The following is a 26750-nucleotide window of genomic DNA, read 5'->3' as shown; positions in this document are numbered from 1 at the left end:
AGCCGTTGTTCACTTCATAGTTCCAGTTGGCGCCCGTCGTCGACGACTCGGCGTTGATGTCGTCCATCATGTGGTAGCCGGCGTCGATGGCGCCGTACCAACCATTGGGTTCCGCCGATGCGGCGCCAGCGGACAGGGCCAGGGCGGCCGCTGCGCTGGAAGCCAGCACGAAAGTCTTCATACGCATAAGGGGGTATCCCTCCGCCTTTGTTAATAGGGGGCGGGATTACCGCCTGAGGCGGGACATAACAGCCTTGCCATAAAAGGTCGAGGCGAAAAGGTGACATGTTGGCGGGCTTGGCCGTCCATCGTGGCCTTGATGCTACAGGTGAATTTACCGAATCGAGAGCAACCGGCTCATTTGTGGCCGCTCCGACGTCACAATCCAGACCGGAACCATAGCCCAACCTGAACGCGCAACCGGGCCGCCCCAGACCTGTCTCTAGGCGGCGACCACCTGCATCCCCAGCCATTCGGCGATCAGGGCCGGCTTGTCCTCGCCCTCGATCTCGACGGTCAGTTCGTGCTTCAGCAGCCAGCGACCGCCGCCCTTGTCCTCGGCGGACAGGAGCTTGAACCGGCCGCGAATGCGCGAACCGGCGCGCACGGGGGCCAGGAAGCGGAGCTTGTCGAAGCCGTAGTTGACGCCCATCCTCACCCCATCCAGGGGCGCGACCGCGTCATAGCTCATGGCCGAGGCCAGGCTCAGCGTCAGGAAGCCGTGGGCGATGGTTCCGCCGAAGGGCGTCGCCTTCGCCGCCTCGGGATCGACGTGGATGAATTGATGGTCCTCGGTGCAGTCGGCGAAGGCGTCGATCCGGGCCTGATCGACCTCGAACCATTTCGACAGCCCGACTTCCTGGCCGATCAGTCCCTGGAGTTCGCCCGTCTGGGTCATCGTGTCCTCGCTCCCTTGTTCGCCTCGCGGGAGGTTGGCCCACCGTCGGAGCGATGGAAAGCCCTCAGGCGACGAAACGGTCTTCGATGATCCGGGCGTAGAGGGCCGGATCGACGTTCCCGCCGGACAGGACGATGGCGGTCGTGCGCCCTTTCGTCTCAACCTTGCCGGTCAGAAGGGCGGCCAGGGACACCGCGCCGCCCGGCTCGATCACCAGCTTCAGATGACGGAAGGCGAAACGCATCGCCTCGGCGACCTCGGCGTCCGACACGGCGACGGCGCCGGCCAGGCGCCGGTTGATCGGCCAGGTCAGTTCGCCCGGCATCGGCGCCATCAGGGCGTCGCAGATCGACGGCGTCCCCTGCGGATGGCCGACGCGCTCGCCGGCGGCCAGCGACCGGGCGGTGTCGTCGAAGGCTTCGGGCTCCACCACGACGATCGAGGTCGCCGGGCTGCGTTCGGCCATCACCAGATTGATCCCCGCCATCAGCCCGCCGCCCGATGCGCCGCAGAGCAGCTGGTCCAGCGGCGCATCCGCCTGGTCCAGAACCTCCAGGGCGACCGTGCCCTGGCCCTCGATGACGAAGGGGTCGTCGAACGGAGGGACCAGCACGGCCCCGCGTTCGGCGGCGATGGCCGCGCCGATGGCTTCGCGGCTTTCGGTCCAGCGATCGTACATCCGCACCTCGCCGCCGAAGGCGATCACCCCGTCGACCTTCACCTGGGGCGAGTCCGACGGCATGACGATGAGGGCCGGCGCGCCGACCAGGGCCGCGGCCGCGGCGACGCCCTGGGCGTGGTTGCCGGACGAAAAGGCCACCACGCCGCGCCGCTTCTCCTCGGAGGTCAGGCGGCTGACGCGGTTATAGGCCCCGCGAAACTTGAAGGCCCCGGCGCGCTGCACCGTCTCGGCCTTCATCAGCACCCGTCCCCCGACGACGGCGTTCAGGGCGGGACTCTCGATCAGGGGCGTGCGAACGGCGACGCCGTCGATCTGGCGGGCGGCGTCCAGAACGCCTTCATAGCTGGGACTGTGCGTGGTCATATGGTCCCATAAACCGCAACGTCGGCGCCGCCCAAGACGCCGCAGGGAGAAAATTCATGAGCCTGATCCTCGCCATCGACCAGGGAACGACCTCGACGCGGGCGATCGCCTTCGAGATCGGGGGGGACGCCGCGTCGGGCGAGGCGGGCGATCTGCGTCCGGTCGCCGTCAGCCAGATCGAACTGGCCCAGCATTTCCCGCGATCCGGCTGGGTGGAGCATGACGCCGCCGAAATCTGGACCGCGACCCTTCAGACCTGCCGCGAGGTGGTTCGCAAGGCCGGCGGCGTCGCCCGCTTCGACGCCATCGGCATCACCAACCAGCGCGAGACGGCGGTGATCTGGGACGCCGAGACGGGCGAGCCGTTGCACCGCGCCATCGTCTGGCAGGACCGCCGCACCGCCGACGTCACCGCGCGCCTGACGGCCCAGGGGCATGAGCCGGACGTGCAGGCGGCGACCGGCCTGATCCTCGACCCCTATTTCTCGGCGACCAAGTTCGCCTGGCTGCTGGACGCCGTTCCGGGGGCGCGAGAGCGGGCGGCGCGGGGCGAGATCAAGCTGGGCACCATCGACGCCTGGCTGATCTGGAAACTGACCGGAGGCCGGGTCCATGCGACCGACGCCACCAACGCCGCGCGCACCGCCCTGATGGACCTGGAGGCGGTCCAGTGGCGCGACGACCTGTGCGCCCTGTTCGACGTGCCGCGCGCGGCCCTGCCCGACATCGTCCCCTGCGCGGGCGTGACCGGCGAGAGCGATCCGGCCCTGTTCGGCCGCTCCCTGCCCATCGCCGGATCGGCGGGCGACCAGCAGGCGGCCCTGGTCGGCCACGGCGCCCTGACGCCGGGCGACGCCAAGATCACCTATGGCACCGGCGCCTTCCTGGTCGCCAATGTCGGAGACACGCCCGTCGCCTCGACCCGCCGACTGTTGGGCACGCTGGGCTATCGGGCCGGCGGACGGACCGCCTATGCGCTGGAAGGCTCCATCTTTTCGGCCGGGTCGGCGATCCAGTGGCTGAGGGACGGGGTCGGCATGATCTCGGAGTCGCGCCAGTCCGAAGCGATGGCGCAGGACCTGCCCGACAACGGCGGCGTCTATCTGGTGCCGGGCTTCACCGGCCTGGGGGCGCCGTGGTGGGAGCCGGAGGCGCGCGGGACCGTCGTCGGCCTGACACGCGATTCCGGCCCGGCCCATTTCGTCCGCGCGGCGCTGGAGGCCCTGGCCTATCAGACGCGCGACCTGCTGGACGCGCTCGCCGAGGACGGCGCCCCGCCTCTGAAAAAGCTGAAAGTGGACGGCGGCGTCACCGCCAACAGTTTCGCCATGCAGTTCGTCGCCGACATCTGCGAGGTCGAGGTTGAACGGCCCGCTTTTCAGGAGATGACCGCCCTGGGCGCCGCGCGACTGGCCGCCCTGGGCGTCGGCCTTGTCCCCGATCTGGAGGCGCGACCGGCCGAGGCGCCCGCGCGCTGGACCCCGCGCATGGGCCGGGACGAGCGCGAACGGCTGCTTTCCGGCTGGCGTCGCGCGGTGAAGGCCGCCATCATCGCCGCGCCGAACCGGGCCTGAGACCCGGGCGGCGATACGGAAACGCCAAAAGACACGGACCGGGCCGCCCATGACCGACGCCTCCTCTCCCGACGCCCCCGCCTCCGACCTGGATGCTCAAGGCGCCTTTTCCGGCACGCGCGAGGTCGACGCCCGCTACCGGCTGGACGAGGCCGCGCTGGACGCCTGGATGACGGAACACGTCGCCGGCTACGCCGGTCCCCTGACCGTGCGCCAGTTCAAGGGCGGACAGTCCAACCCGACCTATGAGCTGACCACCCCGACCGCCGCCTATGTGCTGCGGCGCAAGCCACCCGGCGTCCTCTTGCCCAGCGCCCATGCGGTGGATCGCGAGTATCAGGTCATTTCCGCCCTCGCCGCCCAGGGGTTTCCGGTGGCCAGGCCCCATGCCCTGTGCCTGGACGAGGGCGTGATCGGCTCGATCTTCTATGTGATGGACAAGGTCGAGGGGCGGATTTTCTGGGATCTGAAACTGCCCGGCCTGACGCCGCCCGAACGGCGCGCCATCTATGAGGCCCAGACCGACACCCTGGCGCGACTGCACGCCTTCGACCCCGTCGCCATCGGTCTGGGGGACTATGGCAAGGCCGGAAACTATTTCGCGCGTCAGGTCGGGCGCTGGACCAAACAGTACCGCGCCTCCGAGATCGAGCCCGTCGCGGCGATGGACCGGCTGATCGCCTTCCTGCCGGACAGCCTGCCGCCCGAGGGGCCGAGCCGGATCGTCCACGGGGACTTCCGTCTGGACAATATGATCCTGGCGCCCGACCCCGCCGAGGTCCGGGCCGTGCTGGACTGGGAGCTGTCGACCCTGGGCGATCCGATGGCCGACTTCTCCTATCTGCTGATCGCCTGGGCCATTCCGGCCAGCCTGCGTAACGGCCTCGCCGGGGCCGATCTGGAGGCCCTGGGCATTCCCTCGGTCGAGGAGACGGTCGAACGCTACGCCGCCGCCACGGGGATGCGGCCCGCTAATCTGGACTGGCTCTACGCCTACAATCTGTTCCGTCTGGCCGCCATCTGCCAGGGCATCGCCGGCCGGGTCCGCGACGGCACCGCCGCCAGCGCCCACGCCAAAACCATGGCCGCCCAGGTCGGTCCGCTCAGCGACGCGGCCTGGGGCTTTGCGAAGAAGGCGGGCGCCTGACGGTCGACGGCGGCGTGACCATCAACAAGACCTGACGGGTCTCAATCCTGCGTCGCCGCGCCGATGATCTGGCGGTCGCTCTTGGCCTGGACCAGGACGACGACGGCCTGGCCCTCGGCGGCGCGGGGCAGGGGGAACAGCACCGGGCGGCCGCGCCAGTCGCCCAGACGTTTGATGTCGCGCACCACATTGATGTGACGCACGGCCTGGCCCTGGTTCTCGCCCGTGCGGACCTGAACCACCTGGGGACCGGGCGTATAGGTGACGGCGATGACCTCGGCGCCGCCGACAGGCGCACGGCCCGAGCCGACGCCGACCCGGTCGCCGGTCTCGCGGAACTCGATCTGGGGCGGCCAGTTCAGGCGGCCGGCCTCTTCGACGATGGCGGCCTCCAGCTGGGCGGCGTGGGCGCCCGACATCTGGCGGCGGCCGTCGATGACCACTTCCGGCGTCGAGACGCCGCGCAGGCGAAGCGCGGACCGATAGGCGCGCTGACGCTCCGAGAATTTGGGCTGGGCGAAGGTGTCGGTCCAGCCCAGATAGTCCCAGTAGTCGACGCCATAGGTCAGGGCGATCACGCCCCGGTCGTTCGCCGCCCGCTCGACCGCCGCATTGGCGTCCAGACAGCCGCCGCAGCCTTGGGCGGTGAACAGTTCGATCACCACGGGCGGCGCATTGCCGACGGCATGACGGAGGGGGGCGACGGGACGCGCGCGCATCGGCTGGGCGGAAGCGCCCACCGACACGAGGACGCCCGCAATCACCGTGCCCGCAATGACCCAGCCCGCAGCTTTCATGGCCCCATTCTTAGACGGCGCGGTCGGGCGGATCGCCTCATAAGTGCGTGAACCCGCCTCAATCCATCAGCTGTTGCGACAGATAGACATAGTGGCGGGCCCAGCGGCGGGCGTTGGCGACCGGATCGGCGTCGTTGGAGTGACCGCCCGCCGTGTCCTCGTAATAGAGGTGGTCATAGCCCAGGTCGCCCAGACGCGCGGCGAACTTGCGCGCATGGCCGGGGTGGACGCGGTCGTCGCGGGTGTTGGTGGTCAGATAGACGCGCGGATAGGCGGCGCCGGGGCGCAGCTGCTGATAGGCGGAATAGCGGGCGATGAAGGCGGCGTCGGCGGGGATGCGCGGATCGCCGTATTCGCCGATCCAGGAGGCGCCGGCCGGAAGCTCCTGATAGCGCAGCATGTCCACCAGCGGGCTTTCGATCACCGCCGCATTGAACAGTTCCGGGTGCTGGGTGATCGACACCGAGGTCAGCACCCCGCCGTTCGACCGGCCGTATATGCCCAGGCGGCGCGGACTAGTGACGCCGCGCTGCTCCAGATCGCGGGCCACGGCGGCGAAGTCGTCGAAGGCGCGCTGACGGTTCTCTTTCAATGCGGCCTGGTGCCAGTCGGGACCGAACTCGCCGCCGCCCCGGATATTGGCCTGAACGAAGACCCCGCCTCGCTCCAGCCACAGCTTGCCCATCTCGGGCTTGTAGGCCGGGTTCAGGCTGACCTGGAAACCGCCGTAGCCCAGCATGATGGTCGGGTTCGACCCGTCCAGCTTCATATCGCGCGGGCGGGTGATGAAATAGGGAATCTTGGTCCCGTCGGTGGAGGTCGCCTCATACTGTTCGGTCACGTCGCGCGAGGCGTCGAACTTGGCCGGGGCGGATTTCAGCGTCGTCAGGGTCGCGGCGTTGGCGGCGGCCAGGCTGAGCGTCGGCGGGACCAGGAAGCCCTGGGTCGAGACGAACACCACGCCGCGCGACTTTGAGGAATCGCCCAGGCCGACGGCGAGGTTGGCAGGCACGGCGATCGGTGCGGCCGCCCAACCGGCGCCTTCGGTGCGAAAACGCATCAGGGCGCCCGCCACATTGTCGGTCACGGCGGCGACGACCGTGTCGGAAAGCACCGCCACGTCCTGCAAGGCCTGACGCGGGGTCGGTTGAAAGATGACGGCGGAGTCGCGGCCAATGGCGATATCCAGTCGGGGGTCTCCCAGCACGCCGAGCGGCAGGGCCAGCAACGATCCGGCCCTGTAGTCCTGACCATCGAAGCGCCAGGCCTGGTCCGGGGAGAAGACCAATCGGCCGTCGATGACGCCGTGGACCCCGACCCGCTCAGGCAGGTTCAGCTTTTGCGCCTTACCGTCGTTCGCCAGTATCCACGTCTCCGACCGGAAGGTGTCCAGCGGGCGGGTGATGATGACGGCGGTGACCTTGCCGTCCCTGTCGCGATAGACGGTCGGGCTGACGCCATAGCCGCCGTCGGACTGCTCGCCGCGATAAACCTCGGTCGCCTGGGCCAGGGTCTGGCCGCGCTTCAGCGTCTTGACGATGAAGGGATAGCCGGACTCCGTCAGGGTTCCGGCGCCGAAGTCGGTGGCGACCAGAAGCGTGTCGCGGTCCAGCCATTCGATCCGGTGCTTGCCCTCCGGCAGGTTGAAGCCGCTGTCCACGAACCGCTTGGTCGGGATGTCGAATTCGCGCACCACCACCGCGTCCTTGCCGCCGTCCGACAGCATGATCAGGCAGCGCGCGTCGTCGGGCGCCAGGCAGTCGGCGCCCTTGAACACCCAGTCCTTGCCCTCGGCCTTCGACAGGGCGTCGATGTCCAGCAGCGTCTCCCACCGGGGCGTGGCGGTGCGATAGCTGGCCAGTGTCGTGCGCCGCCACACGCCCTTGGGATTGGCCGCGTCCTGCCAGAAGTTGGCGATCCCGTCCCCCAGGAAGGAGGGGCTGGGGATGCGGTCGGTGGCCGTCAGTATGGCCTCGGCCTCGGCCCGGAAGGTCTCGTAGCGCGGATCGCCGGTCAGGGTGGCCAGCGACTTCCGATTTTCCGCCGCGACGAAGGCCATGGCCTCGGCGCCGTCCACCTGCTCCAGCGCCAGATGATCGTCGGCGGCGGCGACCCCGGCCGGGGTCAGGTCGCGCGGGAAGTGGGGCGGCGCTTCACGGGGGATCATGACTGGCGGGTCCGAATATTCGGCATGCTGTTGCGCCTGAGCGGTCGCGCAAGCGCCCATCAGAAGCGCCGGGATGGCGGCGGACAGGATCAGGTGACGCATGGCTTAGACTCTCCGCTCATCCCCGCGAAGGCGGGGACCCAGACCTTTGGGCGTTCGGCGTCGCCCGTCTCTTACTGAACGCGATCCCAGCCGCCGAACCTTGCGAAAGCACTGGGTCCCCGCCTTCGCGGGGATGAGCGGACTTTGGACTTACTGCTGCGCCGGCGTGTCCATCAGACGGCGCGACAGATAGGTGTATTCCAGCGCCAGCCGCCGGGCGGTCTCTCGCAGGTTCGCCCCCGCCGCATGGCCGCCGTCGGTGTTCTCGTAGAACAGCACCGGATAGCCCAGTTCCTCCAGCCGCGCGGCCGCCTTTCTGGCATGACCCGGATGGACCCGGTCGTCCTTGGTCGAGGTGTGGATGAAGACCTCGGGGTAGGGCTGGCCCGGGCGCAGGTTCTGATAGGGCGAATACTGCTCGATCCAGGCGCGCTGTTCGGGGATGTCCGGGTCGCCGTATTCGCCGATCCAGGAGGCGCCCGCCAGCAGCTTGTGGAAGCGCAGCATGTCGAACAGGGGCACCTGGATGACGGCGGCGTTGATCAGGTCCGGACGCTGGGTCAGCATCGCCCCCATGAACAGCCCGCCCTGCGAGCCGCCCATGATGCCGAGTTTCGGCTGGCTGGTGACGTCGCGCGCGATCAGGTCCAGGGCCACGGCCTGGAAATCCTCGTGCGCGCGCTGGCGGTTCTGTTGCAGGGCCGCTTCGTGCCAGCGGGGGCCGAACTCGCCGCCGCCGCGCGTATTGGCCACCACATAGACCCCGCCACGCTCCAGCCACAGCTTCCCGACCGTCGCCGAATAGCCGGGCAGCAGCGAGCTTTCGAACCCGCCGTAGCCATAGAGCAGCGTGGGGTTGGAGCCGTTCAGCGGCATGTCCGCCTTATGCACCACGAAATAGGGGATCATCGTCCCGTCGGCGGATCGGGCCTCGTGCTGGTCGACCGTCATGCCCGTCGCGTCGAACTTGGCCGGCATGGACTTGACCTGATCGACCGCGCCGGTCGCCGCATCGGCCAGCCACAGGCTGGACGGGTTCAGATAGCCGGTGACGCTGACGAAGACCTTGTCGTCCCTTTCCGACGCCGAGCCGACGCCGACCGAGACGTTCTGGGGCAGGTCCAGAGTCGTGTACGCCCATTCTCCGTCGCCCGGCGTATAGACCCGCAACGACCCGCGCACATTGTCGTAGAGGGCCACGACCAGGCGGTTGCGGGTGACGTTGACGCCCTCGATGGCCTGACGCTCGGTCGGGCGCAGCACCAGCTGGGCCGGGGTCTTGGGATCGGCCAGCCAGGCCTCCAGCGGCCAGGCGATCAGGTCGCCGGTCTTGAAGTCCTGACCCGAGGGCGCGGTCCAGTCCTGCTTCAGCGACACCAGAAGCCGCCCGTCGACCAGGCCGCTGATGTCGGACTTGGGCGGCAGTTGCAGCTGGGTCAGGGCGCCGTCGTCTGTCACGCGCCAGGTCTCGGACGAATAGAAGTCCACCGAACGGTTGATCAGGACCGCCTTCACCACGCCGTCCGCGTCGCGCAGCGTATAGCCGGACACGGCCACGTCGGTCGGCTGGCCGGTGAACAGGGTCTCGGCCTGGTCCAGGCTCTGGCCGCGCTTCATCCGCTTGACCACCATTGGATAGCCCGAGTTGGTCAGGGTGCCGGGGCCGAAGTCGCGCGAAACCAGCAGCGTGTCCTTGTCGATCCAGGAGGCGCCGCCCTTGGATTCGGGCAGGACGATGCCGCCCTCGACGAATTTGCCCTCGACGCTGTCGAACTCGCGCAGCGTCACCGCATCCTTGCCGCCGTTCGACAGGCTGATCAGGCAGTAGCGTTCCTCGGGCTGCAGGCAGGTCGAGCCCTTATAGACCCAGTTCTGGCCCTCGGCGGCGGCCAGGGCGTCCACGTCCAGGATCGTCCGCCATTCCGGCGTCGCGGTGCGATAGCTGTCCAGCGTCGTGCGGCGCCACAGGCCGCGAACGTGCTGGGCGTCCTGCCAGAAGTTGTCGATCTGGCCATCATGGGTGAAGCCGGGCGCGGGAATGCGGTCCTGGGCCTGGACGATGGCCAGGGCTTCCTGATGCAGGGCCTCGTAGCGGGGATCGCCCTGCAGCACGCCCAGCGAGCGGGCGTTATGCTCGCGCACCCAGGCCATGGCGCGCTCGCCGTCCACATCCTCCAGCCAGACATAGGGGTCGGTCGCCTCGCTGGAGGCGAAGCCGCCCGCGGGCGCGGGGGCGGAAGTCGGGGACGCGGTCTGGGCCATGGCTGCCGAGGTCAAGCTGGTGGAGGCGAGAAGGGCCGCGAGCGCGGCGGCGGACGAACGGATCATTGGTTGGGCGGTCCCCGAAAACGAAGCCGGCACCTTAGCGACGGCGCATCCATCGGCAAGTCGGACGGCCGGACCGATTTGTCACACCGCCTCAATCCTCGTCGGGAATGCACAGCAGATTTCCGCAAGCCTTGCAGTGGACGGCGTCGGGATCGTGGGTCTGCAGACCGCAGGCCTCGCACGGATAACGGACCTTGTGCGGCTTGATCAGGGCCTGGGCCAGCCGCAGGAACAGGGTGATCCCCACCAGCATGACGGCGATGGACAACAGCCGCCCCCAAGGCCCCGGCAGGGTCACGTCGCCGAACCCGGTCGTGGTCAGGGTCGCCACGGTGAAATAGAGCGCATCGACATAGCCCGAAATCCCGTCATGCCCCCGGAAGGTCGCATAGACAAAGCCGGTCGCCACGAAGACGAATGTGACCAGATTGGCCAGGGCGCGGGCGATGGCCTCCACCCGCGTATCGTCGAACCGGCGCCCCACCGTGCGCCAGAAGAAGTCCGAGTTCAGCAGGGTCCACAGCCGCAGCATCCGCAGGAAGCCCAGGTTGAACAGCCAGGCCGGGAACAACAGGGTCGCCAGGACGAACAGGTCGACCCAGACGATGGGCCGCTTCAGCCAGTCCTTGATGTCCGCATAGGCGTAGGCCCGCGCCGCCAGGTCCGTCGCCAGCACCGCCGCGATCAGATAGTCGACCGCATAGAAGGCCCAGCCCATGTTCTTCAGGATCGGGGCGGCCAGGAAGAAGCCGATGATGACCAGATCGACCGCGATCACCGTCAGGCGGAACCGCACCGCCGGCGGCTGGGAGCCGTGATAGAGGTAGCGCAGCCGGGCGCGCAGACGCAGGCCGTCGTCCTTGGGATCGGTTTGGGTCTGGGACACTCTGGTTTCCGGGACGCAGGGATTGCGCCTATATGGCCTGCATGACCCGTCCTTTCGTCAAGATGAACGGCGCCGGCAACGACTTCGTCGTCGTCAATGCGCTGGAACAGCCTTTCGCTCCGACCGAGGACCAGATTCGCGCGCTCGGCGACCGTGAGACGGGCGAGGGATTCGACCAGCTGATCGCCATCGAACCGGCCGAAGACGCCGACGCCTTCATGCGGGTGTGGAACGCCGACGGCTCGATGGTCGAAACCTGCGGCAACGCCCTGCGCTGCGTCGGCTGGCTGCTGATGCAGGCCAGCGGCGCCGACCGGGCGGTCATCGACACGGCGGGCGGCCCGACCGTGGCGACCCGCGCCGGCGATCACAAGGTGACGGTGGACATGGGACGCCCCCGGCTGGACTGGACCCAGGTGCCGCTGGCCGAAGAGATGGACACGCGCGGGATAGAGCTTCAGGTCGGCCCCATCGACGATCCGGTCCTGCATACGCCGGGCGCCGTCTCGATGGGCAATCCGCACGTGGTTTTCTTCACCGACCGCCAGGACGACGCCTTCGTCACCGGCTCCGGCTCTCTGGTCGAGCATCACCCGCTGTTTCCGCAAGGGGTCAACGTCGGCTTCGCAAACGTGCTGGACCGCGACCATGTGCGCCTGCGGGTGTGGGAGCGGGGCGCTGGCCTGACCAGGGCGTGCGGCACCGGCGCCTGCGCGGCCCTGGTCGCCACGGCGCGTCGGGGCCTGACCGAGCGCAAGGCCACCGTGGTCGTGGACGGCGGCGAACTGGTCATCGACTGGGACGCCGAGACCGATCACGTCCTGATGACCGGCCCGGTCGAGATCGAGCGCACGGGCGTCCTGGCGATCTGAAACCCCGCGCCCTTTGCGGAAATCCGCACGGACGGGCGCGCCTCCATCACCTTTTTCGCACACCGTCGAAGCGCCGCCGCGCCGGCCTCGGTCGCGTCGCCCGTGATGACGGGATGGCGAACGATAAGGCCTGGCCGGTTGTCCCGCCCCGTCGCGCGCTTTAGGACAGGCGAAGCCAACCAGAACGACGCGCCGGAAACGCCTGAAGCCCATGCCCGACCAGACCGAAAAACAGACCTTCTCCGACGAAGAAGCGCTGGACTTCCACCGCATCCCGACGCCGGGCAAGATTTCCATGGCGCCGACCAAGCCGATGGCGACCCAGCGCGACCTGTCGCTGGCCTATTCGCCCGGCGTGGCCGTGCCGGTCCTGGCCATCGCCGAGGATGCGGACAAGGCCTACGACTACACCGCCAAGGGCAATCTGGTCGCCGTGATCTCGAACGGCACCGCCATCCTGGGCCTGGGCAACCTCGGACACATGGCCTCCAAGCCGGTGATGGAGGGCAAGTCGGTCCTGTTCAAACGGTTCGCCGACGTCGACAGCTTCGACGTCGAGGTCAAGACCACCGACCCGGAAGAGTTCGTCACCGTGGTCAAGAACATCGGCGATACCTGGGGCGGCATCAATCTGGAGGACATCAAGTCCCCGGAATGTTTCGTGATCGAGAGCGAGCTTCAGGACCTGCTGGACATTCCCGTCTTCCATGACGACCAGCACGGCACGGCCATCATCTCGACCGCCGGCCTGATCAATGCGGTCCACATCGCCGGCAAGAAGCTGGACGAGGTCAAGGTGGTGTTGGCCGGCGCCGGCGCGGCGGGCCTGTCCTCCATCGCCCTGATGAAGGCGGCGGGCGTCAAGGCCGAGAACACCGTGATCTGCGACCGCGACGGCGTGGTCTATAAGGGTCGCGAACACGGCATGGACCAGTGGAAGGCCGCCCATGCGACCGACACCCCGTTCCGCACCCTGGCCGAGGCCATGGTCGGCGCCGACGTGGTGCTGGGCCTGTCGGCCAAGGGCGCGATCACCAAGGCGATGGTGGCCTCGATGGCCCCCAATCCGATCATCTTCGCCATGGCCAACCCCGACCCCGAGATCACGCCCGAGGACGTGCAGTCGGTGCGCTCGGACGCCATCATCGCCACCGGCCGCTCGGACTATGTGAACCAGGTCAACAACGTCCTGGCCTTCCCCTATCTGTTCCGGGGCGCGCTGGATGTGCGGGCGCGCCGGGTGAACCACGAGATGAAGGTCGCCTGCGCCCAGGCCCTGGCCGCGCTGGCGCGCGAGGACGTGCCGGACGAGGTGGCCGCCGCCTATCGCGGGCGCAAGCTGAAGTTCGGGCCGGACTACATCATCCCGACCCCGTTCGATCCGCGCCTGATCTGGTACATCCCGCCCTTCATCGCCCAGGCGGCGATGGATACCGGCGTGGCCCGTGTCCAGATCGACGACATGGACGTCTATCGCAACGCCCTGCGCTCGCGCGTCGATCCGTCCGCCGCCCTGATGCAGAAGATCAACTCGGCCGTGCGCGGCGGGCCGGACAAGCGCGTGGTCTTCGCCGAGGGCGAGGAACCGGCCGTCATCCGCGCCGCCTGGGGCTTCAAACAGGCCGAACTGGGCACGCCGATCCTGGTCGGACGCGAGGATCTGATCCGCCAGAACGCCGCCGAGGCGGGCCTGAACTTCGACGACCTAGGCATCGAGATCACCAACGCCCGCGTCTCGCCCAACAACGCCGAGGACACCGACTGGCTGTACGAGAAACTGCAGCGTCGGGGCTATCTGCGCCGCGACGTGCAGCGGATGATCAATCAGGACCGCAACTATTTCGCCGCCACCCTGGTCGCCAAGGGCCGGGCCGACGCCATGGTCGCGGGCGTGACCCGCAACTTCAACATGGCGTTGAAGGAGGTCCAGCGCGTGCTGGACGTGGACGACACCCTGATCGGCCTGTCGATCCTGCTGGCCAAGGGCCGCACCCTGTTCGTCGCCGACACCACCATCCACGAACTGCCCAACGCCGAGGAGCTGGCCGACATCGCCATCAAGGCGGCCGAGACGGTCAGGAAGCTGGGCCGCAATCCGCGTGTGGGCTTCCTCAGCTACTCCACCTTCGGCAACCCGCCCGGCGACCGCGCCGAGAAGGTGCGCGAGGCCATCCGCATCCTGGACAAGAAGGGCGTCGATTTCGAATACGAGGGCGAAATGCCGCCCGAGGTCGCGCTCGATCCCAAGGGCCATCCCGCCTACGCCTTCAACCGCCTGACCAAGCCGGCCAACGTCCTGGTCATGCCCGCCATCCATTCGGCCGCCATCTCGACCAAGCTGGTCCAGGCCCTGGGCGGAGCGACCGTGATCGGCCCGCTGCTGGTCGGTCTGGAGAAGCCGGTGCAGATCGTGTCCCTGGGCGCCTCGGTTTCCGAGATCATCACCGCCGCCACCTTCGCCGCCTATGACGCCGGCCCCGCCTTCCAGGGATCGGGCCTGACCTCGGCGCCGCGCCCGCCGGCGGCCGTGGTCGAGCGTTGAGCGAACCCGCACCCTTTCCCCCCGCCGCCCCGCCGCCCCGGCGGGTGGAGCCGGGCCTCTATCTGGTCGCCACCCCGATCGGGAACCTGCGCGACATGACGCTGAGGGCGCTGGACGTGCTGGCCGCCGCCGATCTGGTGCTGGCCGAGGACACCCGCGTCACCGCTAAACTGCTGAGCGCCTATGGGCTAAAGGCGAAGCTGGAACGGTGCGACGACCATGCGTCCGGCCGCGCCGCCGACCAGGCGATCGAACGGCTGCGTGAGGGGCAAGTCGTGGCCCTGGTGTCGGATGCGGGCACGCCGTTGGTCAGCGACCCCGGCTTCGTCGTCGCCCGTGCGGTCATCGCCGAGGGTCTGCCCGTCCATCCGATCCCCGGCGCCTCCAGCCTTCTGGCCGCCCTGTGCATCGCCGGCCTGCCAGCCGACCGGGTGCTGTTCGCCGGCTTCCTGCCGCCCAAAACAGCGGGCCGCCGCGCCGCGCTGGAGGACCTGAGGGGCCAGCGCCAGACCCTGGTCTTCTTCGAAAGCGGCCCGCGCCTGAAGGACAGCCTGACCGACATGGCCGCCGTGCTGGGGCCGCGTCCGGCCGCCGTGGCGCGCGAGCTGACCAAGCTCTACGAGGAATGCTTGCGCGGTCCCCTGGAGCAGCTGGCCGTCGACCCGCGCCTGGATGCGCCCAAGGGCGAGATCGTCGTGGTGATCGGCCCCGGCGAGGCGGTTCAGGCGACCGAGGCCGACGCGGACGCCGCCCTGATCGACGCCCTGAAGACCCTGTCCACCGGCGACGCCGCCTCCGAGGTCGCCAAGGCGCTGGGGCTGAACCGCAAGACCCTGTATCGCCGGGCGCTGGAGCTGAAGGCCAAGTGAAGCGGCTGACCCGCCCCGCGCCGGTCCCTCGCCCCAAGGCGGCATGGCGCCAGGCGAAGGGCGGAACGGCGTTCCGGGCGGGCCATGCGGCCGAATGGGTCGCGGCCTTCTGGCTGATGCTGCGCGGCTATCGCATCCTGGGGTTTCGCCTGAAGAGCCGGGCCGGCGAGATCGATCTGCTGGCCTGTCGCGGCCCTGTGCTGGCGGTGGTGGAGGTGAAGCAGCGCGCGACTCTGCAGGCGGCGCGGCTGGCGCTGAAGCCCGCCCAGTTCGACCGGCTGATCATGGCGGGCGAGGCGATCCGGCGCAATCGACCGGCCCTGCAAGGTCTGGATTTGAGAATTGATATGGTGGCGCTGGCTCCGTGGCGGTTTCCGCGTCATCTTCGCGGCGTCGAACGCGGCGGTTGAAGGACGGCATGACGCGCGAGGAGGCCGAGCGTATCCTGACGGCGGCCGGCGAGGCCGACGACGAGGCCTTCCCCCTGCTGGAGGCCGCGATCGCCTGCGCCATCCACGACCACCCCTTGCGCGATGCCGAGCCGACCCGCGCCCTGGCCCGAAACGCCTGCGTGCGGTTGAAGGAGCGGCTGGGCGGCGAAAGCCCCGACGACGCCCTGTCCGAGACCCTGTGCGCGGACCTGCGTCTGAACGGCGACCTGATCCATTACGACCACCCGGCCAACACCGACATCATCGAGGTGGCGGAGCGGCGGCGCGGCCTGTCCGCCGCCCTGGCCGTCTTCTATCTGCACGCGGCGCGTCATGCGGGCGTGGCGGCGGCGGGCGTGGACTTTCCCGGCCATTTCATGGTGCGCGTCGAGACGGCGGAGGGGCCGGTGGCGCTGGACCCCTTCAGCCAGGGGCGGCTGATCCTGCCCAGCGAACTGACCCGCCGTGCGCTTAGAGCCGGGCTGACGCCGCACGTGGCGGACCGGCTGGACATACTGATGGCGCCGGTGACGGATCGGCAGTCGCTGATCCGACTGCAGAACGTGCTGTTCAGCCGGGCCATTCGCGACCGCGACTATCAGGCGGCCGAACGCTCGGCCCTGCGCCGCGCCCTTCTGGACCCCGAGGACCACCGCCCCTGGCTGGACGTGGCCTCGGCGCGCGAGAAGCAGGGGGCGCTGGCCGGCTCTCTTGAGGCCCTGTCGCGCGCTCGGGGCCTGAACGGCCCGGAGGAGGCGCGACGCTTCACCACCTTCGAACGAGTGAGGCTGCAGCTGAACTAACGCCCAGACCTCTCCCTCCCCGCTCCGGGGAGGGTCGTCGCGCAAGCGACGGGGTGGGGGCGGCCCGGCAGGGTCGCGCTTGCCTGAAACAAGAGAGATCGTGGGACGTCGCCTTGCCGTCCCCACCCGACCTCGCTTCGCTCGGCCACCCTCCCCGGAACGGGGAGGGAGAGGTTATTAGACCGCCTCGCCCCTCAACAACCTCGGCAAGTCCCCCGTGGCGCCGCCCGCCTCCTGCATGAAGGCGCGGCGCAGGGGGCCGATGCGGTTGACCGCCGCCATCCCCAGGTCGCGCGCCAGACGGATCGGCGCGATGTCGTTGGAGAACAGCCGCACGAAGGCGTCGAATCCCGCCGCCAGGGCCGCATTGTCGAACCGGCGCCAGCGGGCGTAGCGGTCCAGCACCGTCTCGGCGCCGATGTCCTCGCCCAGACGCGCGGCCTCGGCCAGCACCTCGGCTAAGGCGGCGGCGTCCTTCAGCCCCATGTTCAGCCCCTGACCCGCGACCGGGTGAACGCCGTGGGCCGCATCGCCGATCAGGGCGATGCGCGGCGCGACCAGTTTCTCGGCCAGACTGAGCGACAGCGGATAGACGAAGCGCGGCCCCTCGACCGTCGCCCCGTCCAGGAATTCGCCGAACCGCCGCATCAGATGGGCGTGGAAGGCGTCGTCCGAGGCGGAGCGCAGGGCCTCGCCCCGCCGCGTCGTCTCGGTCCAGACTAGGCTGGCGCGCTGGTCGGTCAGGGGCAGGATGGCGAAGGGGCCGCCCGGCAGGAAATATTCGTGGGCGACATTGCCGTGGTCGCGGCCCAGCCGAACCGTGGCCACCACCCCGCTCTGGCCATAGCCCCAGCCGACGGTCTCGATGCCCGCCGCGCGGCGCACGACGGAGCCGCGTCCCTCGGCCCCGACCACCAGGGGCGCGGTCAGGACCGCCCCGTCCGCCAGCGTCACCGTCGCCCTGCCCGCATCGGTCACGACCGTCGCGACGGACGCCGGCGCCCGGACCGCGATCCCGGCCGCCGTCACCGCCTCGGCCAGAGCGGCGCGGATGCGGCGGTTCTCGACCATGTATCCCAGCGGCTCGCCGCCCGTCCGGCCGCCGATCTCCTCGGCGTCGAAGCGCAGGAAGGCGGGCAGGGCGGGGCGGCTGGCGGCGCCCGGACGGCGGCCGTCCGTCACCAGAATATGATCCATGCGACAGGCGTGGGGCCGCAGCGCCTCACCCAGTCCCAGGGCGTCCAGCATACGGAAGGTCGAAAAGGCGATGGCGGTCGACCGGCCGTCGAAGGTCGGCGCCAGCTGGGCGTCGAACGGCTGGGGGTCGATCATCACCACCTTCAGCCCGCCCTGCGCCGCCGCCAGGGCGAAGGCCGCTCCGGTCAGGCCCGCGCCGGCGATGACGATGTCGTAGCGTTCGATGTCAGCCATGACAGGCTTGTCGCCCCGCGCGGTCCAAAGGTCCAGAGGGCGAAACGCCCGCGCAAGGCCAAGCTGGTAAACAGCCCTATTACAGTTTCACTTTACCTGTGCGGCTCAACCCATGTGTTGGCCTGACCATCGTCCGACTTTGGGGCGTTCATCCGACTTTGCGAAAGTCGGATGTCCGACTTGCGTTCGCGGCGCGTTCTAGACGGCGACCTTGAAACCGGAGCGTTCAGCGTAGCCGGACAGGCGCTCGGCGCTTTCGATGGCGCCTTCGTCCAGCAGGGAGAGATAGTGCTGGCGCAGGATCCGCTCACCGGATTTTCGGCTGTGCCCCGTCCAGGGCATGATGCGGTCGATGTTGGGGTCGGACGCGAACAGGCGCGTGACGCAGGTGTCGCGCATGTCCTGGAGCTTCTTGTCGGCGAGCGTCGCCGGCACCGCGCCACTGGCGATCGCCGCCGCGCGCGCCTCGGTGAAGCGGTCGCGGATCGAGGTCGAAGTGTGGGGCCGGTTCAGTCCGTGGTTCCACAGGAACAGCATGGCGTCGGGATTGAGAACCAGGCTCTTGGCCAGTTCGGCGCGGCGGCGGGCGACGCGCTGGCGCACCGGGTCGGTGATGCCGGGCACGGCCTCCTGCTTCTTGCGCTTCGTCTTGGCGCGCATGTAGCGCCAGACGGATTTCGAAAGATCGCCGACGGTGGCGGCGCAGATGTCCACGGGACTGGCGGCGGTCCACAGGCCGGTGACGACACAGTCGGCCACGTCCGAATAGCCGTTGGCGTCGCACCATGCGGTGAAGGGCTGCTCCTCCTCGAACGTCCAGAAGACGAGACGGCCTTCGGCCTGGTCGAGACCGAGGTTGGTGCAGGGGCTGGCGTCGATCCAGGCGGGGTCTTGCCACATGGCCCAGCGGAACAGGGCGCCGGCGACGCCGATCGCGGCGTTGGCCGTCGTGGTCGAGACGGACTTCTGCAGCTCCAGATACCAGGCGCGCAGCTGGGGCCGCGTCAGGGCATCCACGCGATCCCGGCCGAAGCGGGCCGACAGTTTGCGCGACTGAATCCGATACTGGCGCTGGCTGGACCGGGCGATGCGGTTCAGCGCCTCGGCGTCATTGAAGAAGCCTTCGATCATCGCATCGACGGTGCGGTCGCCGCGCGAAGTCGCGGCGGTCAAGCCGGGTTCGCGATCCTCCAGCACGGCGCGGCCGCGCTCGATCAGGTCCGCGACCAGGGAGCGGGCGTGCGGATCGGCGGCGAAGGTCGGCAGGCGGTCCAGGGCGGCGCGGAGCTTGATGCGCGCAGCGCCGCCGGCGTCGGTGTCCTGCATGGCCTCGCGCACGATCTTGGCCCACAGGGTGCGCGCGTCGGCCGCCGTCGTCGCCGCGCCGCGCTCCATCCATTCGCCCGCCGCCGTCTTCAGCACCATGCCCTTGAAGCCGCAGGCGCGGTTCGCCGGCGACGGCTCCCAATAGGGTCGGCCGTCACGCCATTTCAGGCCGTTGCGGAGGTTGGACGGTGCGGCGGGCGTCTTCATGATGGATTGCTAGCAGAGGTCAGGCCCAGCCGAAACGGCGACACTGCACGCCGTGATCCAGCATCGGCCCAAGATTGCCGTCCAGCGCACCGCCCGCCGACCAGTTGAACAACCTTTGGCGGCCCACCAACGGGATCGGGTCAAGAACACGTCGGATGTCTTCGATCCTCCAGGCGAAACGGCCCCGGTCGAAGTTTCCTGCCGCGCGGTCCGCAGGCGTCAGATGATCGGCGACCTTCTCGGCCGGATCGCAGGCGGCGAGATAGCCGACGGCCACCACGACACCGCGCGGCATTTCCTTGGGCCAGAAGCGTCCGCTGACGGCTTCGCACAGAAGATCCGGCGCGCCGGCCAGATCGAGCGTCCTCGCGGCGTGAATGGCGATAGGCCCGCGGTATGAGGTGGCCCAGTGCCGGGTTTCGTGGCGCTTGACCCCGGCGGCCATGAGCGACGCCCACGGCTGCCAAAGAGAGATGGTCTTCATGGAGGCGCCTTCGCCAAACAGATCGGTCATGATATTTCCAGAAGTTCAGGGAAAGCACCGCGCGGCGGGTGCGAGACCAAAGGCCACGAGCCCCGCCGCGCGGTGCTGCTCTCTCAGGCGAGGCTCGTCGCTTGGGCGATTTCAGCATCTAGAAGTGCAAAGAGGGTTTCGACCTGGCTCCATCTCGCCTCCGCCGCCTCCGCCGCCGCCGCCGCCGCCCACGCCGCCCTCGCCGCCCTCGCCGCCGCCGCCGCCCTCGCCGCCTCCGCCGCCTCCGCCGCCGCCCACGCCGCCGCCGCCCACGCCGCCCTCGCCTCCGCCGCCTCCGCCGCCTCCGCCGCCGCCCTCGCCGCCGCCTCCGCCGCAGTCGACAGAGCCTTCGCGTCGCCGCTGCGGAGGGCCGAGACGACCATTCCACAGGCGTCATGCACCTGGTCCCAATAGGCGCGCCGCGGCTCCGGCTGGGATTTTTCAGCCGCGGCGACCGCCGCTTCGACGCAGTGGATCAGGAACCCGGTCCTGACACGATCCCACGCCGCCGCGTCCAGAACCTTCCATCGCGCGGACCGCTCGGCCAGGCCGATGGTGAAATCGACGACGCGGTCGGCGGCGATGCCGTCGTCAAGCCCGGGTATCAGCTCGGCCAGCCATCGCGGCATATAGTCGGCCGGACAATCGGCCGGGCTGTTGATGTCGGTCCCGAACGCCGCCAAGGCGCAGACCATATCCTTGCCTGCGGATTTGCGCCGCCAGGCGCCCTGGATGATGCGGCCGTCGCGGGCCGCCGAAATCACGCTATCCGCCACGTCGGCGGGCACCTGGTAGGTCATGGTCTTTCTCCGTTTACAAGTTTGAAGCGTCAGCCGCCGGCGGCGGCGAGAAGGGCGTCAACGTCGGGCTGGCGCGCGTGGTGGACGAGGTCGTTGGCGACGGCGAAGGCGGCCGAGGGGGCGACCTGGGCCGGAGCCTCGGCCGCCCAGCGACGGCCGAGGCGGTATTCGAGGATGACGGCCCGCGCCCAGAGCGGCCGCTGGCCCTTGCCCGCGCCCTTGAACGGCGGGGGGAAGCCCGGCTCGGTGCGCCAGTGGCGCTGAAGCCAGTCGTAGGTGACGCCCAGGACCTGGGCGACGCCGCGCAGATCGAGGACGTCGGGTGCGATCACAGCAGCCGCTCCCGGCCCGTCAGGGCGAGGATGACCGCATGGGCCAGGAGCAGCAGCCGAGCCATCAGAAGGCGGCCGAGGCGCGGTTCAGGATCGAGCGGGCCTCGGACGTGACCCGGACGCCGCCGTGCGAGCCGGCGTCGGGATCCCATTCGGCCAGCCCGGCCGACACCAACGCCTCGGCCGAGGCGGCGTCGATGTAGGGCGGGTGGGTGTTCGACGAATAGCCGTGCGCGGACTTGTAGAGGAAGCGGTTGTCGACCAGGCGCCGCGCGTCCTCGCGCCTCACCGAGACGGAACCCTTGGGGGTCGCGATAGTCAGCAGGTCTTCAGCCAGACCTGTCCGCGCCGTCAGTTCCTCGTCCGTCAGGACGGCGGACATCTTGGAGCCGGAAGCCGTGACCGTATAGGGCCTGTCTCCCCAGGCCGTCTTGGCGCGCTCGTCCAGTTGCGCGCGCACCTGTTCGGGCGTGATGTCCGCCCGCCACGGGACGCAGACGATGATCTTGGTTTCGGTCGGTTGAGCCTCGGCCGCCGCCGCCACCTGTTCGGCGTCGAAGGTGTCGCCGTGACCGTCCGGCTCGAAGTGGACTTCCCATTCGCCAAGAACGTCAGGCAGCGGGATCGACGCGCCCTCGGCCGTGACCTCTTCGCCCTCGGCGTTCCGATGTCGGCCAGGCGCGAGCATGGCGTCGGCGAAGGTTTCGACGGTGAAGGCTTCCTGATCCGTCCAGCTCTCTACGACGGCCTCGACCGAAAGATCGGAGCAACGGGCGCCGATGTCCGTCAGTTTGCCCGTTAACCGGGCGTCGTCGCGGGTCCAGCCGGCCGCGTCCCGAGCAGCGGCGTTGGCCTGGTCCACTTCGCGCTCGATGGCTTCCAGCTTTTCGGCACCGTCGCCGGGCGTGGTGCGGGCGTTGGCCAGGTCGTCGCCGGCGGCGTCGGCCATCGGGGCGGTCTGGTTGCCGGGCAGGGAGCCGCCGGGGGCGCCGTCGCCGTCGCGGTCGAGGGGGTGGGTGCGCTTGGACTTGGTGGTCACGTCGGATCTCCGATCAGTGGCGGGTGGTGGAAGGGTTGAGCGCGGCGTGGACCGCGCGGGCGAAGGCGTCGGGGGCGTCGCGGCCGTAGCGCACGACCATCCGGCCGGTGCGGCGCACGACGCAGTAGTCGGGGCTGCGCAGGGCGGCGATGAAATCGGCCGTCTCACCCTGGCGGATCACGCAGCGCCAGCCCGGCAGGCCCGCGTCGCGACAGGCGTCGGACACCTCTTCGTCGGACAGGGGGCGGCCGTGCGCCGGGCGGGCGACGACCAGGGTCACGACAGAATGACCCAGGCGGCCAGGGCCATGACCGCCAGGACGGCGACGGCGCGGACCAGGCGGATGGCGAGCGGCGGCGGCGGGCGGTGCATCCAGTCGATCACCGGCGACGGCGCGCTGTCCGGGATGCAGGGCGTGGCTTTGTGGCGCAGCGCGGCCATGACCACGGCCGGGATGGCGTTCTTGCCCTTCCCGGCGCATTCCAGCGGCAGGAGATCCATTTCATCGATCCAGACGCCCTCGACCTGAACGCCGTCGTAGGGGCCGTCCTCGTCGAACTTCGGCACATAGCAGCCGAGCGGTCCGGTCCCGTGAACCACGGCGTCGCGCCAGTCGTCCATGTCCGCCTCGGTCAGATCGATGCGGGCCGGCGGAAGCGGCGGGGCCTGGATGCCCTCGAAGTTGAAGCCGCCGGGCATCAGATCTCTCCCAGGGCGGAGAGGTAGAGGTCCAGGATGGCGTCGGCTTCCTGACGTTTGGCCTTGTCCTGTTTGCGCAGGGACACGACCTTGCGCAGGATCTTGACGTCGTAACCCTCGCCCTTGGCCTCGGCGTAAACCTCGGCGATGTCCTGGGTGATCGCGGCCTTGTCCTCTTCGAGGCGTTCGACGCGCTCGATGATGGTGCGAAGCCGGCCCTGGGCCGTGGCGTTCAGAACGTCTCCGCCGCCGTCGAATGCGCTGTCGTCGGCCATCCGGCCCTCCTCACGTGGAAAGTGTGGAAGATATGGATGGATGATTTCTCTTCCATGTCAATATCCATAGATCATGGACACTGTTTCAATATCGCCCCGCCGCCTCACAGCCTACGGTGGCGCTTATGATCTGGATCGCGATAGTGTGTTGGTTCGCAGCGCTCTTGGTGTTGGCGTATGATGCCTCCGGCAACGCGGTGGCTCGCCGAATTGGCCCGCTCTATTACGCGGCAGCGCTATCAGGATTGCCTTTTTGGAAGCTTACGATCTGTGCTGTCGCTCCTTGGATTTGCTATGCAGCGTTGGTGCTCGCTGCATACTTCGCTTTCCAGTTCTGGGGCTTGCTGGCGCTCGGCGCGGGATGGTTCGCCAGCTTCAATCTTGGTGCCGCTGTATGGATGCGAGCCGTTAGCGACGGGTCTGTCGAAATAGACGACTACCTGCCGACCAGGTGGCTGCATCTGGCTTTGGCGGTCGTCTTGGCCATCGCCGCAACAGTCTTCGCCTTACTGGCGATTTAGATCATCCCCGGCTTCCACACGCTATGCAGCGCCGCAACTGTCGCGGCTTCATAGCTGAGGCTCTGGTCGGGATTGTATTGGGACGCAAACACCCGCCCGTCTCTCTGGCCCTGATAGGTCTTGATCTTGGCCGTGCCGTCCGTGAACTCGATCAGGCAGTCCGATCCTTTGGCGGGCGGAAGGTTTAGGCGCACCGCGACTATCTCGCCCGAGAAGTAGCGGGGCTCCATGCTTTCCCCGACCAGGCGCACATAGGCCAGGTCGTCGCCGCCCCGCCAGAAGGGCGGCGGATCGAGGTAGTCAATGATATGGCTGTCGGCGTAGGCGATCCGCTCGCCCTGCCCGGCCGCCGCATAGCCATAGACCGGGATTTTCGTTGGCGTCGCCTTGCGGCGCGGGGTCTGCGGCGCTGTCTCCGTTACGCTGATCGACAGCTTTTCGCCGAAGAATTTCTCGATCTCGATGGCCTCGGCTGGCTGGACGCGGCGGACGCCCTTGATCGTTTTCGTCAGCGACGACGGATCAAGGTCTAGCGTTCGCGCCAGATCGGCTTGGCTGCGGCGCATCAAGCGCAGGCGGTCAGGTATGTCGGACAGTTCCATGCTGTGGATTGTGGAAAAGAATTCCACTCCACGTCGTTGACGAACTTGCCGAAGCACTTGAGGCATAGACGTGGAAATAACGTCCATATGGATTTTCCACAATATGGCCACGCTGAAAATCGAAACACCCGCCGGGCGCGCCATGCGTCTGCTGTCCGCAAAGAGGATCGCCTATGCCTGCGACCTGACCACGAACGCCGTCTGGAAATGGGAGACGAGCGGCGGTGGACGCATACCGTCGCGTCATCTGGCGACCGTTCTGGACCTTGCGCGACAGATGGGTGTCGATCTTCCGGCGACCGACCTGATTGAAGCGCGGGGCGCAGCATGACGTCGGTTCAACACATCGAGATCGCGCCGTCATGGCGGGGTCGAGTTGATCGTTCGGGCGGCCTGGCAGCGTGCTGGCCTTGGCGCGGCGCGCGGATGACAAACGGTTATGGTCAGACGCGCGTCAAGATGGATGGGCGCTGGCGTGGCGCGGGCGCGCATCAGGTCGCCTATTATCTCGCCACAGGGCGTTGGGAGCGAAAGGCGGAGGGTCGCCTCGTCCGGCACCGTTGCCACAATCGGGTCTGCTGCAATCCTGCACACCTCGTCGGCGGCACGGCTCAGGACAACGCCAACGACAGGGCGTTGCGCGTCGCCCGGCTTGGACTGCGGCTGCCTTTCCTGTGTCTGCCCGTCGTCGGGTGGGCGGCATGACCGGCCGCGTCGTGGACATGAACCGCGAGCGCTGGCTGGGGCTGGCGAACGCCGCGATGGCGGCCGTGGCGGACCCGACGGCGATGCGGCGCGAGCGGTTGAAGATCGCGGCCGGGCGGATGGTCAGCGCCACGCCGCCCTCCACCGCGCCGGCGGCCATGAGCCTGTGTCTGTCGTTCCGCTGGGGCTGTGTGGCGTTCGCGACCAGCCCCGGCGGGGTGGATCAGCAGCTGGCGGGCGACGCCCTGGTCAAGCTGGGGATGATGATCCGGCGTCTGTTCGGCCATGTCTCGCCGCCGAGCGAGCCGGTTTCGGCCGTCGCGCCGCCGCCGCCCGTCCAGGCCGCGCCGGACCTGCCCGAGCATCCGTGGATGCAGCGCCGCGACATCGGGGGCTGACGTCATGGCCGGGGGACTGGACACCATCGGGAACCGCGAACCGGGCCTGATGCGCGCGCTGAAGGCGGCGCGCGGGGTGCGGGCGCTGGCGCGAAAGCTGAGCATCGCGCCGCAGTCGGTGAGCGGATGGCCGCGCGTGCCCCGCGACCGGGTGTTCGAGGTGGCGCGCGTGACGGGATTGGCGCCGGTCGAAATCCGGCCGGACCTGGCGGACTGGCTGAAGGCCGAACAGGAGCGTGGGTGGATGGAGCGCGCGCGGGCCAAGTTCGCGATCCGCAACGATCTGGTCGGTCGGGCGACGGTGAAGTCGGCGCGCGACGTGGATCGCCCGGACGGGCGCACCATGGACCTGCTGGACCTGGGGCTGATCACGGCGGCCGTGCGGTTCGCGGCGGGCGAGCGCGGCCTGACGCTGGGAATGGTGATGAACGCCCCGCGCGGCGGTGCGGGCGGCGCCCCGACCCCGGCGCAGTCGGCCCGGTCCTATGCGATGTCGCTGGCCGTCGTGGTCGGCCGGGTCAACGCCGAGACGGTGGCGGGCCTGTTCGGCCTGACCCGACAGGCCGTGGACAACGCCGCCGAACGGTATCTGCGCGCCCGCGAGGGCGACGAGGACGCCGAGGACGGCAAGGTCATCGAGCGCGGCCGTGAACGGCGCGCCAAGGCGGCGGACCCGGCCCTGTGGGCGGCTGAGCGCCGGTTCATCGCACAGTTGGCGGGAGAGGCATGATGGGATGCGCGCGATGCGATGCGCTGGCCCGCGAATTGGCGGAGGCGCGCGAGGAGCTCCGGGCCTGGGAAGACTATGACCGGGACAACGGGCGGGTGGACGCCGATGAAGATCGGTTAGCGCGATGGCGCCAGGCCTATCGCGGCTTGAGCATCGGCGGCGTGCTGGCGCTGATGGCCTTGGCGGACAGGCCGGACAGGATTGTGAGCCGCGATGGCGTTCTCCGCGCTTCGCGACGCGGGTCGGTGAAGCCTGTTGAAGAGTGCCAAGCCAGACTTGCAGCTGTTCTGATCTGCAAGGCGCGCGCCAGCCTGAGGGTCCGCGCCCAGGACGGGCGGCTGCCAGATGTGTTCGGTACGCGCACCGGCGGGATCGACCTGACCTGGGGGGCAGGATGGACCCTGTCGTCGCGGAATGCGGCGGCCGTGCGCGCGCTCGCGGGCGAGGCCTGAGCCATGGCCTGCCTGCATCTGAAGAAGATCCAGCGCCAGCAGCTTGCGATCATGCGCGAGGAGCTGGCGCCGTGGGGTCTGGCGTCAGCCGTCATCATGGGCGGCAAGCATCTGATCCTTCAAGTCTGGGGGCCGGACGGCAGCGCCTATCGCCTGGTGGTGCCGGGCACGCCGCGCAGCGACGGCCAGTCGCTGGATCATGCGCGACAGAACGCCCGCCGCCTGGTGCGACGGATCAATGTGAGGGCGGGTTATTGA

General features: G+C 68.9%; 30 protein-coding genes and 1 pseudogene. 14 read left to right on the top strand and 17 right to left on the bottom strand.

Annotated features, from left to right (window positions below; genetic code table 11):
- The 3 genes and pseudogenes from SH203_RS14525 to SH203_RS14515 all read right to left on the bottom strand — a co-directional run.
- Positions 1 to 187: pseudogene (locus SH203_RS14525) on the bottom strand (cell envelope biogenesis protein OmpA); the annotation flags it as partial.
- A 255-nt stretch (positions 188 to 442) separates the two neighbouring features.
- Entirely contained in the window at positions 443 to 898 is a 456-nt protein-coding gene (locus tag SH203_RS14520) for a MaoC family dehydratase (protein ID WP_087121673.1), read from the bottom strand.
- A gap of 64 nt (positions 899 to 962) precedes the next feature.
- Positions 963 to 1943: a threonine/serine dehydratase gene (locus SH203_RS14515; protein WP_087121672.1), complete on the bottom strand. Its 981-nt coding sequence runs from the start codon at positions 1941 to 1943 to the stop codon at positions 963 to 965.
- Positions 1944 to 1999: 56 nt separating this feature from the next.
- On the opposite strand from SH203_RS14515, the gene glpK reads away from it, so the two are divergent.
- Positions 2000 to 3517: a glycerol kinase GlpK gene (gene glpK, locus SH203_RS14510; protein WP_087121671.1), complete on the top strand. Its 1518-nt coding sequence runs from the start codon at positions 2000 to 2002 to the stop codon at positions 3515 to 3517.
- A 49-nt stretch (positions 3518 to 3566) separates the two neighbouring features.
- Positions 3567 to 4664, top strand: a complete 1098-nt coding sequence (locus SH203_RS14505) for a phosphotransferase family protein (protein WP_087121670.1) — start codon at positions 3567 to 3569, stop codon at positions 4662 to 4664.
- A 41-nt stretch (positions 4665 to 4705) separates the two neighbouring features.
- On the opposite strand, the gene SH203_RS14500 is transcribed toward SH203_RS14505, so the two are convergent.
- From SH203_RS14500 to SH203_RS14485, 4 genes are all read right to left on the bottom strand, one after another.
- Entirely contained in the window at positions 4706 to 5461 is a 756-nt protein-coding gene (locus SH203_RS14500; protein WP_087121669.1) for a thioredoxin family protein, read from the bottom strand.
- A 58-nt stretch (positions 5462 to 5519) separates the two neighbouring features.
- Positions 5520 to 7730: a prolyl oligopeptidase family protein gene (locus tag SH203_RS14495; protein WP_087121668.1), complete on the bottom strand. Its 2211-nt coding sequence runs from the start codon at positions 7728 to 7730 to the stop codon at positions 5520 to 5522.
- Positions 7731 to 7880: 150 nt separating this feature from the next.
- On the bottom strand, positions 7881 to 10058 hold the full coding sequence (locus SH203_RS14490) for a prolyl oligopeptidase family protein (RefSeq protein ID WP_087121667.1): 2178 nt from the start codon (positions 10056 to 10058) through the stop codon (positions 7881 to 7883).
- 91 nt (positions 10059 to 10149) lie between these two features.
- Complete coding sequence (locus SH203_RS14485; RefSeq protein ID WP_087121666.1) at positions 10150 to 10944, bottom strand: potassium channel family protein; 795 nt, start codon at positions 10942 to 10944, stop codon at positions 10150 to 10152.
- A gap of 41 nt (positions 10945 to 10985) precedes the next feature.
- On the opposite strand from SH203_RS14485, the gene dapF reads away from it, so the two are divergent.
- The 5 genes from dapF to SH203_RS14460 all read left to right on the top strand — a co-directional run bounded on the left by dapF (position 10986) and on the right by SH203_RS14460 (position 16461).
- Positions 10986 to 11816: a diaminopimelate epimerase gene (dapF, locus tag SH203_RS14480; protein WP_200808965.1), complete on the top strand. Its 831-nt coding sequence runs from the start codon at positions 10986 to 10988 to the stop codon at positions 11814 to 11816.
- Positions 11817 to 12027: 211 nt separating this feature from the next.
- Complete coding sequence (locus SH203_RS14475; RefSeq protein ID WP_087121664.1) at positions 12028 to 14358, top strand: NADP-dependent malic enzyme; 2331 nt, start codon at positions 12028 to 12030, stop codon at positions 14356 to 14358.
- Positions 14355 to 15227, top strand: coding sequence for a 16S rRNA (cytidine(1402)-2'-O)-methyltransferase (gene rsmI / locus SH203_RS14470; protein ID WP_200808964.1), 873 nt, complete (start codon positions 14355 to 14357; stop codon positions 15225 to 15227). The genes SH203_RS14475 and rsmI overlap by 4 nt, the downstream gene beginning before the upstream one ends.
- A complete protein-coding gene (locus tag SH203_RS14465; RefSeq protein WP_087121662.1) occupies positions 15224 to 15637 on the top strand; it encodes a YraN family protein in 414 nt (137 codons plus the stop codon). The genes rsmI and SH203_RS14465 overlap by 4 nt, the downstream gene beginning before the upstream one ends.
- Before the next feature lie 8 nt (positions 15638 to 15645).
- Complete coding sequence (locus SH203_RS14460) at positions 15646 to 16461, top strand: transglutaminase family protein (RefSeq protein WP_087121661.1); 816 nt, start codon at positions 15646 to 15648, stop codon at positions 16459 to 16461.
- Positions 16462 to 16638: 177 nt separating this feature from the next.
- Here the strand turns inward: SH203_RS14460 and SH203_RS14455 are convergent, their stop codons facing one another.
- The 9 genes from SH203_RS14455 to SH203_RS14415 all read right to left on the bottom strand — a co-directional run bounded on the left by SH203_RS14455 (position 16639) and on the right by SH203_RS14415 (position 23084).
- Entirely contained in the window at positions 16639 to 17892 is a 1254-nt protein-coding gene (locus tag SH203_RS14455; protein WP_087121660.1) for a UbiH/UbiF/VisC/COQ6 family ubiquinone biosynthesis hydroxylase, read from the bottom strand.
- A gap of 198 nt (positions 17893 to 18090) precedes the next feature.
- Positions 18091 to 19425 carry a hypothetical protein gene (locus SH203_RS14450; RefSeq protein WP_087121659.1) on the bottom strand — a complete coding sequence of 445 codons (1335 nt, stop codon included), beginning with the start codon at positions 19423 to 19425 and terminating at the stop codon, positions 18091 to 18093.
- A 19-nt stretch (positions 19426 to 19444) separates the two neighbouring features.
- Complete coding sequence (locus SH203_RS14445; RefSeq protein ID WP_159457577.1) at positions 19445 to 19870, bottom strand: hypothetical protein; 426 nt, start codon at positions 19868 to 19870, stop codon at positions 19445 to 19447.
- A gap of 152 nt (positions 19871 to 20022) precedes the next feature.
- Positions 20023 to 20739, bottom strand: a complete 717-nt coding sequence (locus SH203_RS15660; protein WP_200808963.1) for a hypothetical protein — start codon at positions 20737 to 20739, stop codon at positions 20023 to 20025.
- Between the two features lie 29 nt (positions 20740 to 20768).
- The gene (locus SH203_RS14435; protein WP_087121657.1) at positions 20769 to 21071 is read right to left on the bottom strand and encodes a hypothetical protein; all 303 of its coding nucleotides are present in this window, start codon (positions 21069 to 21071) and stop codon (positions 20769 to 20771) included.
- A gap of 64 nt (positions 21072 to 21135) precedes the next feature.
- Positions 21136 to 22110, bottom strand: coding sequence for a hypothetical protein (locus SH203_RS14430; RefSeq protein WP_087121656.1), 975 nt, complete (start codon positions 22108 to 22110; stop codon positions 21136 to 21138).
- 13 nt (positions 22111 to 22123) lie between these two features.
- A complete protein-coding gene (locus SH203_RS14425; RefSeq protein ID WP_087121655.1) occupies positions 22124 to 22390 on the bottom strand; it encodes a hypothetical protein in 267 nt (88 codons plus the stop codon).
- A complete protein-coding gene (locus SH203_RS14420; protein ID WP_087121654.1) occupies positions 22387 to 22809 on the bottom strand; it encodes a hypothetical protein in 423 nt (140 codons plus the stop codon). Before SH203_RS14420 ends, SH203_RS14425 begins: the two co-directional genes overlap by 4 nt.
- Positions 22809 to 23084 (bottom strand): DUF2312 domain-containing protein, encoded by a 276-nt coding sequence (locus tag SH203_RS14415; RefSeq protein WP_087121653.1) that lies wholly within the window; start codon positions 23082 to 23084, stop codon positions 22809 to 22811. The genes SH203_RS14420 and SH203_RS14415 overlap by 1 nt, the downstream gene beginning before the upstream one ends.
- Before the next feature lie 125 nt (positions 23085 to 23209).
- Between SH203_RS14415 and SH203_RS14410 the strand changes: the two genes are divergently transcribed.
- On the top strand, positions 23210 to 23605 hold the full coding sequence (locus tag SH203_RS14410) for a hypothetical protein (RefSeq protein ID WP_087121652.1): 396 nt from the start codon (positions 23210 to 23212) through the stop codon (positions 23603 to 23605).
- On the opposite strand, the gene SH203_RS14405 is transcribed toward SH203_RS14410, so the two are convergent.
- Positions 23602 to 24351: a LexA family transcriptional regulator gene (locus SH203_RS14405; protein WP_234989520.1), complete on the bottom strand. Its 750-nt coding sequence runs from the start codon at positions 24349 to 24351 to the stop codon at positions 23602 to 23604. The two genes, SH203_RS14410 and SH203_RS14405, sit on opposite strands and share 4 nt — an antisense overlap.
- Here SH203_RS14405 and SH203_RS14400 point away from each other — a divergent pair.
- The 6 genes from SH203_RS14400 to SH203_RS15560 are packed head-to-tail and all read left to right on the top strand — an operon-like array spanning position 24350 to position 26750.
- Positions 24350 to 24538, top strand: a complete 189-nt coding sequence (locus tag SH203_RS14400) for a hypothetical protein (RefSeq protein WP_234989519.1) — start codon at positions 24350 to 24352, stop codon at positions 24536 to 24538. The two genes, SH203_RS14405 and SH203_RS14400, sit on opposite strands and share 2 nt — an antisense overlap.
- Entirely contained in the window at positions 24535 to 24912 is a 378-nt protein-coding gene (locus SH203_RS15995) for an HNH endonuclease signature motif containing protein (RefSeq protein ID WP_087121649.1), read from the top strand. Before SH203_RS14400 ends, SH203_RS15995 begins: the two co-directional genes overlap by 4 nt.
- Positions 24909 to 25310, top strand: coding sequence for a hypothetical protein (locus SH203_RS14390; RefSeq protein WP_087121648.1), 402 nt, complete (start codon positions 24909 to 24911; stop codon positions 25308 to 25310). Before SH203_RS15995 ends, SH203_RS14390 begins: the two co-directional genes overlap by 4 nt.
- A gap of 4 nt (positions 25311 to 25314) precedes the next feature.
- Positions 25315 to 26040: a helix-turn-helix domain-containing protein gene (locus SH203_RS14385; protein ID WP_087121647.1), complete on the top strand. Its 726-nt coding sequence runs from the start codon at positions 25315 to 25317 to the stop codon at positions 26038 to 26040.
- Positions 26037 to 26492 (top strand): hypothetical protein, encoded by a 456-nt coding sequence (locus SH203_RS14380; protein WP_143275749.1) that lies wholly within the window; start codon positions 26037 to 26039, stop codon positions 26490 to 26492. The genes SH203_RS14385 and SH203_RS14380 overlap by 4 nt, the downstream gene beginning before the upstream one ends.
- A 3-nt stretch (positions 26493 to 26495) precedes the next feature.
- Positions 26496 to 26750, top strand: coding sequence for a hypothetical protein (locus tag SH203_RS15560; RefSeq protein ID WP_159457576.1), 255 nt, complete (start codon positions 26496 to 26498; stop codon positions 26748 to 26750).

Source organism: Brevundimonas sp. SH203, assembly GCF_002157625.1.
Classification (GTDB): Bacteria; Pseudomonadota; Alphaproteobacteria; order Caulobacterales; family Caulobacteraceae; genus Brevundimonas.
The sequence above is the reverse complement of the archived record's forward strand: the minus strand, read 5'-3'. Positions and strand labels throughout refer to the sequence as shown.